This window comes from Aquipuribacter sp. SD81 (assembly GCF_037153975.1).
Classification (GTDB): Bacteria; Actinomycetota; Actinomycetes; order Actinomycetales; family JBBAYJ01; genus Aquipuribacter.
The window spans coordinates 1-10,132 of sequence record NZ_JBBAYJ010000046.1 but is presented as its reverse complement, the minus strand read 5'-3'; the positions used below and the strand labels follow the sequence as shown (position 1 = coordinate 10,132).

Below are 10,132 nucleotides of genomic sequence, written 5' to 3'. Positions count from 1 at the left end.
GCGCGCCGCGGCCTCGCGGCCCGCCCGACCCGCCGGCCCGACCGGGACGCCCGCCCGCCGTCCCAGCCCGGCCCCGACGTCGTGGGCGGAGGCGGCCCGCCGCGCGGGCGTCGACGACGACGCCACCTGAGCGACACCACCTGAGCGGGTCGTCCGAGCAGCCGCGGGCCCGGCGCCGCCGGCGACGGTCCGGCTCAGCGACCGGCGGGGGTGAGCCCGAGGCTCGCGCCGACGAGGCTCTGGCGCCGGCGGGCGAGCCCGCGGGCGACACCGCGCAGGGCGACCGCGGCGGGGGAGTCCGGGTCGCGCAGCACGACCGGGACGCCCTCGTCGCCGCCGGCGCGGACCGCGGTGTCCAGCGGCACCTGCCCGAGCAGCGGCACGTCGGTGCCGAGCAGGCGGGAGAGCGACCCGGCGACCCGCTCGCCGCCGCCGCTGCCGAAGACCTCCATGCGGGAGCCGTCCGGCAGCTCCAGCCACGACATGTTCTCGATGACGCCCGCGACGTGCTGGCGGGTCTGCGTCGCGATGGAGCCGGCGCGCTCGGCGACCTCCGCCGCGGCCTGCTGCGGCGTCGTGACGACGAGCAGCTCCGAGCCCGGCAGGAGCTGCGCGACGCTGATGGCGATGTCGCCGGTCCCGGGCGGCAGGTCGAGCAGGAGCACGTCGAGGTCGCCCCAGAACACGTCGACGAGGAACTGCTGCAGGGCCCGGTGCAGCATCGGCCCGCGCCACACGACCGGCTGGTTGCCGGGCACGAACATGCCGATGGAGATGACCTTCACCTCCGAGGCGATGGGCGGCAGGATCATCTCGTCCACGCGCGTCGGCGGCCGGTCCACGCCGAGCATGCGCGGCACCGAGAAGCCGTAGACGTCGGCGTCGACGACCCCGACCGAGAGCCCCTCCGCCGCCAGCGCGACCGCGAGGTTGACCGTCACGCTCGACTTGCCGACGCCGCCCTTGCCGGACGCGACGGCGAAGACCCGTGTGCGGGAGCCCGGCCGGGCGAACGGCACCTCCTTCTCCGGCTGCCCGCCGCGCAGGTGCGTGCGCAGCTCCTCGCGCTGCTCGGCGGTCATGACGCCGAGGTCGACGTCGACCTCGGTGACACCGGCCAGCGCACCGACCGCGCTCCGCGTGTCACGGGTGAGGGTGTCCTTCATCGGGCAGCCCGCGACCGTCAGCAGCAGCCGGACGCCCACCCGGCCCTCGGGGGAGACCTCGACGCCGTCGACCATGCCGAGCTCGGTGACCGGTCGGCGGATCTCCGGGTCGACGACCCCGGCGAGCGCCTCGCGGACCTGCTCGGGCGAGGGCGGTGCCGGTGCGGCGGGGGAGGCAGTCACCTCCCCAGGGTAGGAGCCGCTCAGCCGTGACCGGTGTCGCGGGGCGTGCGGCACCAGGGGCACACGACCCACGCGTCGTCCAGCTCCTTCGTGCACGTGCCGCACACGCCGGCCGCGAGCCCGGTCGCGCACCACGGGCACGCGAGCATGCCGCGCTCGACCTGCCGGGCGCAGCCCGGGCACGTGGCCTCGTGGGCGCCGGCAGGACCGGCGTCGGCGGTCGTCACGCGCAGCACCTCCTCGAAGGTGGTGCGCCCGTCCATCGCCTTCGCCAGCGCGGAGCCGCGCAGGGTGCGCATGCCCGCCGCGGTGGCCTGCGCGAGGACACTCTCCTCCGAGGGGTCCCGCACCAGGACGCGGCGCAGGTCGGCGTCGACGGTCAGCACCTCGTACACGGCGGTGCGGCCGCGGTAGCCGGTGTTCGCGCAGTCGTGGCAGCCGAGGCCCCGCCGCGGGGTCGCGCCGTGGAGGTCGCCGGCGTGCAGCCCGAGCAGCGTGAGGGTCTCCGCGCTCGGCCGGTACGGCTCGGCGCAGCGGGCGCACGGGCGGCGCACGAGCCGCTGGGCGATGGCGAGCGCGAGCGAGCTCGCGACGAGGTAGGGGTCGGAGCCCATGTCGATGAGGCGGGTGAGCGCGGCCGCGGCGGAGTTCGTGTGCAGCGTCGTGAGGACGAGGTGGCCCGTGAGCGCGGCCTTGAGGGCGAGCTCGGCGGTCTCCTGGTCGCGCACCTCGCCGACGAGGACGATGTCGGGGTCCTGGCGCAGCACCGAGCGCAGGCCGGCCTGGAACGTCATGCCCGCCTTGTTGTTCACCTGCACCTGCGTGATGCCGGGCAGCTGGACCTCGACGGGGTCCTCGAGGGTGACGATGTTCTTCTCGGGGTCGAGGATCTCGTGGATGCCCGCGTAGAGGGTGTTCGTCTTGCCCGAGCCCGTGGGGCCGGTGATGAGGATGAGTCCCTGCGGCACGGCGAGGGCCCGGCGGAAGGCGGCGAGCTGGTCCGGCTCGAAGCCGAGGGAGTCCAGCGGCGGCACGTCGTCACCGCGGGTGAGGATGCGGATGACCGCCTTCTCCCCGTGCAGGCTCGGCAGCGTGGAGACACGCGTGTCGACGCGCGAGCCGCCGACGATGATCTGGGTGCGCCCGTCCTGCGGCACGCGGCGCTCGGCGATGTCGAGCCCCGACACGATCTTGATGCGTGAGAGCACCGCGCCCGCGGCGCGGCGCGGCGCCGTCATGACGTCGCGGAGGATCCCGTCGATGCGGAAGCGGACCCGCAGGCTGTCGCGCTGGGTCTCGACGTGGATGTCGGAGGCGTTGAGCTGCACGGCCTCGGAGAAGATCTTGTTGACGAGCTGGACGGTGGGGGCGTCGTCGACCCCCGCGGAGCTCGTGTCGTCCTCGACCTCGTCGGTCGCGCCGATGCCCTGGACCATCTCCGACAGCCCGTCGTTGTTGGCCGACAGGCCCCACGCGCGGCGCAGCTGGTCGCGGATCTGGGTGTCGATCGCGATGACGGTGAGGATGTCGGCCCCGAGCGCGAGGCGGGCGTCGTCGAGCGCGAGCACGTTCGTGGGGTCCGCGGTCGCCACGACGTAGCGGCCGTCGGCGAGGCGGTCGAGCACCACGACGCCGCTGCGCTCGCTCTGCTGCTGCGGCAGGCGGCGCACCATCGCGGGGTCGAGCTGCAGCGTCGACAGGTCGAGGGTGTCCATGCCGAGCTGCTCGGCGAGGGTCACCGCGATGTCCGGCTCCTCGAGGAAGCCGAGGTGGACCAGCACCTGCCCGAGCCGGCGGCGCGGGCCTGGGGCCTTCTGCTCCTCCAGCGCCTCCGCCAGCTGCTCGGCGGAGATGACACCGGCGTCGACGAGCAGGTCGCCCAGGCGGCGGCGCCCGGCCGCCGCGTACGGGGGCGACGCGGGGGCCGGCTCGCCCGGGTCGGACTCGGCGCGGGCGGTGCCGGGGACGTCGGTGAGGCTCACCCGGGGGTGATCGGCACGTAGGCCGTCCGGCTGAACCGCCGCCGACGACCGAGCAGCCGCCGCGGGCTCAGGTCTCCTCGGCCCCCGGCCCGCCGAGGTCGCCGACACGGTCCGCGCCGTCCGACGCGTCCTGCCGGTCGCCGCCCTTGCGGCCCTTGCGGTCGGCCTTCCGCTGCGCCTTGCGCTCGGCCTCGCGCCCGCTCTCGCGCTCCTCCAGCTCCTCCAGCAGGTCCCGCAGTTCCGAGCGGAGGAAGTCCCGGGTCGCCACGTCGCGCAGCGCGACCTTGAGCGCGGCGACCTCGCGGGTGAGGTACTCGGTGTCGGCGAGAGCGCGCTCGGACGTCGAGCGGTCCTGCGCGTTCTGCACCCGGTCGCGGTCGTCCTGCCGGTTCTGCGCGAGCAGGATGAGCGGGGCCGCGTACGACGCCTGCAGCGACAGGATGAGCGTGAGCAGCGTGTAGTTGAGGCGGCGCGGGTCGAACTGCGCGGCCTCCGGCGCGAGGGTGTTCCACAGCAGCCAGACGGCGACGAACGCCGTCATGTAGACGAGGAACCGCGCCGTGCCCATGAACCGGGCGAAGCGCTCGGCGAGGCGCCCGAAGGTCTCGGGGTCGGACTGCGGCCGCAGCCGCAGGCGCCGGCCCGGCCGCGAGGCGGGGGTGTCGAGGCTCGCCCGGCCGCGCCGGTCCACCCGCTCGAGCAGCTCGTCGAGCTCGAGGCGCTCCTTGCGGATGGACGGCGCCTCCCGGGCCGGCTGCGCGCCGTCGGCTCCCAGGCCGCTCATCTCGGGCCCCCGCCCGGACGGCGGTGCGTCGCCATGCCCTCCGCGGTCGCACCCGCCTGGGCGGCCCCCGCGGTCACGGCGGCCTGGCGGCGGGCCATCCCCGTGACGACGGCCGCGGGGTCCTCCTGCTCGCGCCAGTCGTCCGGCAGCAGGTGGTCGAGCACGTCGTCGACCGTCACGACGCCGACCAGGCGGTGATCGGTGTCGACGACCGGCGCCGACACGAGGTTGTAGGTGGCGAGGTGGCGGCTCACCGTCAGCAGCTTGGCGTCCGGGCGCAGCGGCTCCACGGCCCGGTCCAGGGCGCTGCCGACCGCGGAGTGCGGCGGCTCGCGCAGCAGCCGCTGGATGTGGACGACCCCGAGGAAGCGGCCGGTCGGCGCCTCCAGCGGCGGGCGGCACACGAACACGGCCGCCGCCATGGCGGGCGCCAGCTCCGCGCGGCGGACGAGGGCGAGGGCCTCGGCGACGGTCGCCTCCGGGGACAGCACGACGGGCTCGCTCGTCATGAGGCCGCCGGCGGTGTCCTCCTCGTAGGCGAGCAGGCGGCGCACCTGCTGCGCGTCGTCGGGGTCCATGATGTCGAGGAGCAGCGCCGCGGTCCCCGGCTCCAGGTCGGACAGCAGGTCCGCGGCGTCGTCCGGCTCCATGGCCTCGAGGACGTCGGCGGCGCGGTCGGACTGCAGCGCGTTCATGATCTCGACCTGGTCGTCCTCGGGCAGCTCCTCTAGCACGTCGGCGAGCTTCTCGTCCTCCAGCGCCGAGGCGACCTCGAGGCGGCGGGTGGGGCGCATGCCGTGCAGGACCTCGGCGAGGTCCGGGGCCTTGAGCCCCTCGAAGGCGGCGAGCAGGTTGGCCGCCCCCTGCGGCCCGGCGTGCTGGGTGAGGCTGCTCGTCTCGTCGACGTCGACGAGCAGCGTCTCCCCGCGCCGGCGCAGCGGGCCCCGCCCGCGCGGCACGACCCGGCGCACGTACAGCCGCCGCACGAGCCACTCCCCGCCGCGGCCCGGCTCCAGCCCCACGTCCTCCACGGTCACCTGGCCGCTGCCGTCGAGCATGTCGACCTGCCGGTCGAGCAGCTCGGCGACGACGAGCGTCTCGCTGCCGCGCTGCACGAAGCGCCGCATGTTGACCAGGCCCGTGCTCACGACCTGCCCGGGCTCCATCGCCGTCACGCGCGTCATCGGCAGGAACACCCGGCGCCGCCCCGGCACCTCGACCACGACGCCGACCGCCCGCATCCGCCCGGTCGCCGCCATCACGACGACGACGTCGCGCACGCGGCCCACCTGGTCGCCGGCCGGGTCGAAGACCGGCAGGCCCGCGAGGCGCGCGGCGAAGACGCGGGACGGCGAAGAGCTCACGGGTGGGGAGTATCGCGCAGGTGCCGGGCCCGCGTCGTGCCCCCGCGGATCGCCCCGGCCCGCGGGCGCGTCGCGGACCCGCCGGTGCGGCAGGCTGCCCCGGTGACGAGCGCAGGCGACGGCTCCCCGCACCGGCTGGGGGCGCTCGACCTCGCCGTGCTGGCCGTGGGCATCCTCGGGGTCTCCGTCGCGGCGCCCGTGGCCGGCGCGACCGCCGCCCCGGCGCTCGCCGTCGCGTTCTGGCGCACCTTCGCCGGCGCGCTCGCCTACCTGCCCGCCGGGCTGCGGGGGCTGCGGCGCCGCGCGCGCGAGCAGGGCCCCCTGCCACGGTCCGCGCTCGTCGCGGTCTGCTGGTCGGGCCTGCTGCTGTCGGTGCACTTCATGCTGTGGATCCCGTCGCTGCGCCTCACGAGCGTCACCGCCTCGACCGCGCTCGTCACGACCACCCCGCTGTGGGTGGTGCTCGTGCAGCGGCTGCGGGGGCGGCCGGTGCCGCGCCCGGTGGTCGTCGGCGTGCTGCTCGCCTTCGCGGGGGTGCTCGTCGTGACCGGCTTCGACGCGACGGTCTCGCCGACGGCCCTGCTCGGCGACGTCATGGCGCTCGGCGGCGGGGCGGCGGCCGCGGGCTACGCGCTCACCGCGGAGACCGCACGCCGGGAGATGTCGACCGCGACGTACTCCACGCTCGCCAACGGGGTCTGCGCGACCGCGACGCTGCTCGTGTGCCTGCTGCTGGGGGTGCCGCTGCTCGGCTTCGACGCAGTCACGTGGGCGGAGGTCGCCGTCGTCGCGCTCGCCTCGCAGGTCGTCGGGCACGCGCTGCTCAACCAGGCGATCCTCCGGGCGGGGGCGACGACGGTGACCCTCGCGGTGCTGCTGGAGACCCCGACCGCCTCGCTCATCGCGTGGCTGTGGCTCGGCGAGCTCCCGCCGCTGCTCGTGGTCCCCGGCGCGGTGCTCGTGCTGGTCGGTCTCGCGGTCGTCGTGCGGTCGCGGCGGCAGCCCGTGGAGTCCCCGGCGTGAGCGACGCCACGTCGGGCCGTCGAGCCGTTTGCCGGTGCGGTGGCGAGGGGTACCCCATCGACGGCAACGACGACCGACCCGACCCACCGAAGAAGGAGAGACAGTGGCGACCTCCTCCGCCAAGCGCGGCAGCTACACCGTCCCCGGCATGGACCCCGACAGCGCGGCGACCCTGACCGCGCTGCTGCAGGACCGGCTGACGGCGCTCACGGACCTGCACCTCACGCTCAAGCACGTGCACTGGAACGTCGTGGGGCCGCACTTCATCGCGGTCCACGAGATGATCGACCCCCAGGTCGACGACGTCCGCGCCATGACCGACGAGATCGCCGAGCGCATCGCGACGCTCGGCGGCAGCCCGGTCGGCACGATGGGCGCGATGGTCCAGGCGCGCTCGTGGGACGACTACTCGCTGCGCCGCGCCGGCACCGCCGAGCACCTGGGCGCCCTCGACGTCGTCTACCAGGGCGTGGTCGGCGACCACCGCGAGGCGATCGAGAAGTCGGGCGACCTCGACCCGGTCAGCGAGGACATGCTCATCGCCCAGGCCGCGAAGCTCGAGCTGTTCCACTGGTTCGTGCGCGCGCACCTCGAGAGCTCCTCCGGTGAGCTCGTCACCGGCGGCGAGCGCACGGAGAAGGGCGCGGCCGAGGCCGCGGGCGAGCTGGAGCACGACGAGGACTGAGGGACCCGGGACGCCGCAGGCAGGCGGCGTCCCCACCCCGCCCGGGAGGGCTGGGACACGGACGGGACCGGCGTCGCGCCGGTCCCGTCCGTGCGTCCGGAGCCGGCTCCCGGCCCGAGGTGCGACCATGGTCGCCATGGCCTTCGGTCCCGGTGCCCGCGGCGGTGGCGTCCCCCGCCTCCCCACCCCGTTCCACGGCGAGCGCATCGCCACGTACGACACGTACGAGCAGGCCCAGCGCGCCGTCGACTACCTGTCCGACGAGAAGTTCCCCGTGCAGAAGGTCGCCATCATCGGCACCGACCTCCGCATGGTGGAGCGGGTGACGGGGCGGCTCAACTACCCGCGGGTCGCCGGTGCGGGTGCGGCGAGCGGGGCGTACTTCGGCTCCTTCGTCGGCCTGCTCCTGCTCCTGTTCGGCAGCGGCGGGATCGACGTCCTCCTCGCGGCCGCGCTCATCGGCGCCGGCTTCGGCATGCTCTTCGGGGTCATCTCGTTCAGCTTCACCGGCGGGCGGCGCGACTTCACGTCGGCGAGCCAGATCGTCGCCTCGCAGTACCAGGTCGTCGCGGTCGCCGACGTCGCCAACCAGGCGCGCAACGTGCTGCGGAACCTGCCCAACTCCGGGGTCGACGCCGGACCGGCCGGGTTCGGCGGCCAGCAGCCGCCCTCCCAGCCGTCCCAGCCGTCCTCCCGGCCGCCCGCGTCGCAGCAGCCGGGCCCGGGCGCCGAGGACCCGTACCGCACCCCGCCGCAGGACCCCCGGGGCTGACGCGACGCGAGGGCGGCGGGCCGGGCGGCGGGCCGGCCGGCCTGCTCAGCGCCCCTGCACGTCGGCGAGCCACGCCTCGACGGCGTCCGGCTCCCGCGGCAGCGCCGCGGACAGGTTCTCGCAGCCGTCGGCGGTGACGAGGACGTCGTCCTCGATGCGCACGCCGAGGCCCCGGAGCTCCTCCGGTACCAGCAGGTCGTCGGTGCGGAAGTACAGCCCCGGCTCGATGGTGAACACCATCCCCGCCTCCAGCGCCTGGCCCTGGTAGGTCTCGCGGGCGAGGCGGGCGCAGTCGTGGACGTCGAGCCCCAGGTGGTGGCTGGTGCCGTGCACCATCCACCGGCGGTGCTGGCCGCCCTCCTGCGGGTCCAGCGAGGTCGCGGCGTCGACCGGCAGCAGGCCCCAGTCCGCGAGGCGCTCGGCGAGCACCTGCATGGCGGCCTGGTGGACCTCACGGATCGTCGCCCCCGGCCGGGTGGCGGCGAAGGCGGCGTCGGCCGCGTCGAGCACCGCGGTGTAGACGCGCCGCTGCGGCTCGCTGAACGCGCCGGACACCGGCAGGGTCCTCGTCACGTCGGCGGTGTACAGCGAGTCGGCCTCCACCCCGGCGTCGACGAGCACGAGGTCGTCGGCGCGGACCTCGCCGTCGTTGCGGATCCAGTGCAGCGTGCACGCGTGCTCGCCGGACGCGGCGATCACCTCGTAGCCCACGCCGTTGCCCTCCTCCCGGGCGCGCGCGGCGAAGACGCCCTCGATGACCCGCTCGCCGCGGGCGTGGGCGACGGCCCGGGGCAGCGACCGGGCGATGTCCTCGAAGCCGCGGACGGTCGCGGCGACGGCCTCGCGCAGCTGCTCGACCTCCCAGTCGTCCTTGACGCAGCGCTGCGCGGACACCGCGTCGGCGAGGTCGTCGTCGAGGCGGACCGCGGTCTCCAGGTCGACGTCGTGGGTGAGCCGCTCGGCGTCGAGCCGGTCGGTGACGGCCGGGTCACCGTCGCGGACGACGCGGACGACGACCTCGCCGAGGCCCTTGGCGACGGCGTCGGGCAGGTCGTCGAGGTGCCGCGCGTGGACCCCGGTCGCGGCCTCGACCTCCGCGAGCGAGGCGCGGCGGCCGACCCACAGCTCGCCGTAGCGCGCGTCGGCGTAGAACTCCTCGGTGTCGCGGCCCGCGCGGGGGCGGAAGAACAGGACCGCCTCGTGACCGCCGGACCCGCCCGGCACCGGCTCGAGGACGAGGACGCAGTCCGGCTCGGTGTCGCCGCCGAGGCCCGTGAGGTACGCGAAGGCCGTGTGGGGGCGGAAGCGGTGGTCGGTGTCGTTGCTGCGGACCTGCAGCCCGCCCGCCGGCACGACGAGCCGGTCGCCGGGGAAGCGCGCCGACAGCGCCTCGCGGCGCGCGACGGCCCGCCGGGCGCCCTCCCCGGTCTCAGGTCGCACGTCCGGACGCGGGCCCCAGCCCGACGCGACGAACTCCCGGAACGCCCGCGAGCTCGGGCGCTGGCTGCGCCCGCCGGAGGACGCGACGCCCTCGCTCGGCGTCCCCACCTCGCCGGCGCCGGCCTGGCCGGTCGGGTGCCCGCCGGCGGCGGGGGTGCCGCCGCTCACGCTGCTGCCGGTCGCCACGTCGCGCTCGTGCGTCATGCGCGCCATCGTGTCACGCCGTCGCGGCACCGCCCCCGGCCCGCAGGGCGGGGCGGACCGCACGCGCGAAGGCCCTCGTCACGGCCGCGGCGGCCCCCGCCTCCAGCGCCACCCGGGCGGCGACGTCGCCGGGGTCGCCGCCCGCCCCCGCCGTGGCGAGGGCGAGGACGACGTCCCCGTCGACGAGCGTGTGGCTCGGGTCGACCGCCCGCGCGAGCCCCGCGTGCGCCGCCGCCGCGAGCCGGGCGCAGGCGGCGACGTCGAGCGGGGCGTCCGTGACGACGACGACGAGGCTCGTGTTGCGCTGCTGCGGACCGGTCCGGTGCGGCGCCGGCACCACGCCGTCGACGGGGGAGCCGTCACCGGGTGCGGTCGGTCGGCCCGCTGCGTTCGCGGCGACGACGGCACCGACCGACCACGCCGTGCCCGCGACGGGGCCGCCGGTGGCGCCGAGGCCGCCGGCTGCGCCGCCGCGGTCCACGCGCGCGCCCGTGCCGGCGCCGACCTGGCCCTCCGGCACCCGGCCGGC

9 protein-coding genes are annotated in these 10,132 nt (G+C 76.2%); 3 read left to right on the top strand and 6 right to left on the bottom strand.

Annotated features, from left to right (window positions below):
• Positions 1 to 194: 194 nt before the first annotated feature.
• From WAA21_RS17415 to WAA21_RS17400, 4 genes are all read right to left on the bottom strand, one after another.
• The gene (locus WAA21_RS17415) at positions 195 to 1,349 is read right to left on the bottom strand and encodes an Mrp/NBP35 family ATP-binding protein (protein ID WP_336924122.1); all 1,155 of its coding nucleotides are present in this window, start codon (positions 1,347 to 1,349) and stop codon (positions 195 to 197) included.
• A 20-nt stretch (positions 1,350 to 1,369) separates the two neighbouring features.
• Positions 1,370 to 3,331: an ATPase, T2SS/T4P/T4SS family gene (locus tag WAA21_RS17410; protein ID WP_336924121.1), complete on the bottom strand. Its 1,962-nt coding sequence runs from the start codon at positions 3,329 to 3,331 to the stop codon at positions 1,370 to 1,372.
• Between the two features lie 67 nt (positions 3,332 to 3,398).
• A complete protein-coding gene (locus WAA21_RS17405) occupies positions 3,399 to 4,115 on the bottom strand; it encodes a DUF1003 domain-containing protein (RefSeq protein ID WP_336924120.1) in 717 nt (238 codons plus the stop codon).
• A complete protein-coding gene (locus tag WAA21_RS17400; RefSeq protein WP_336924119.1) occupies positions 4,112 to 5,479 on the bottom strand; it encodes a magnesium transporter MgtE N-terminal domain-containing protein in 1,368 nt (455 codons plus the stop codon). The genes WAA21_RS17405 and WAA21_RS17400 overlap by 4 nt, the downstream gene beginning before the upstream one ends.
• A 102-nt stretch (positions 5,480 to 5,581) precedes the next feature.
• On the opposite strand from WAA21_RS17400, the gene WAA21_RS17395 reads away from it, so the two are divergent.
• From WAA21_RS17395 to WAA21_RS17385, 3 genes are all read left to right on the top strand, one after another.
• Complete coding sequence (locus WAA21_RS17395) at positions 5,582 to 6,502, top strand: DMT family transporter (protein WP_336924118.1); 921 nt, start codon at positions 5,582 to 5,584, stop codon at positions 6,500 to 6,502.
• A 103-nt stretch (positions 6,503 to 6,605) separates the two neighbouring features.
• Positions 6,606 to 7,187, top strand: a complete 582-nt coding sequence (locus WAA21_RS17390; protein ID WP_442893313.1) for a Dps family protein — start codon at positions 6,606 to 6,608, stop codon at positions 7,185 to 7,187.
• Between the two features lie 136 nt (positions 7,188 to 7,323).
• Positions 7,324 to 7,959: a general stress protein gene (locus tag WAA21_RS17385; RefSeq protein WP_336924117.1), complete on the top strand. Its 636-nt coding sequence runs from the start codon at positions 7,324 to 7,326 to the stop codon at positions 7,957 to 7,959.
• A gap of 45 nt (positions 7,960 to 8,004) precedes the next feature.
• On the opposite strand, the gene WAA21_RS17380 is transcribed toward WAA21_RS17385, so the two are convergent.
• A complete protein-coding gene (locus tag WAA21_RS17380) occupies positions 8,005 to 9,603 on the bottom strand; it encodes an aminopeptidase P family protein (RefSeq protein WP_336924116.1) in 1,599 nt (532 codons plus the stop codon).
• 13 nt (positions 9,604 to 9,616) lie between these two features.
• Positions 9,617 to 10,132: P1 family peptidase (locus tag WAA21_RS17375; RefSeq protein WP_336924115.1), on the bottom strand; the 516-nt coding region annotated here is incomplete at its 5' end.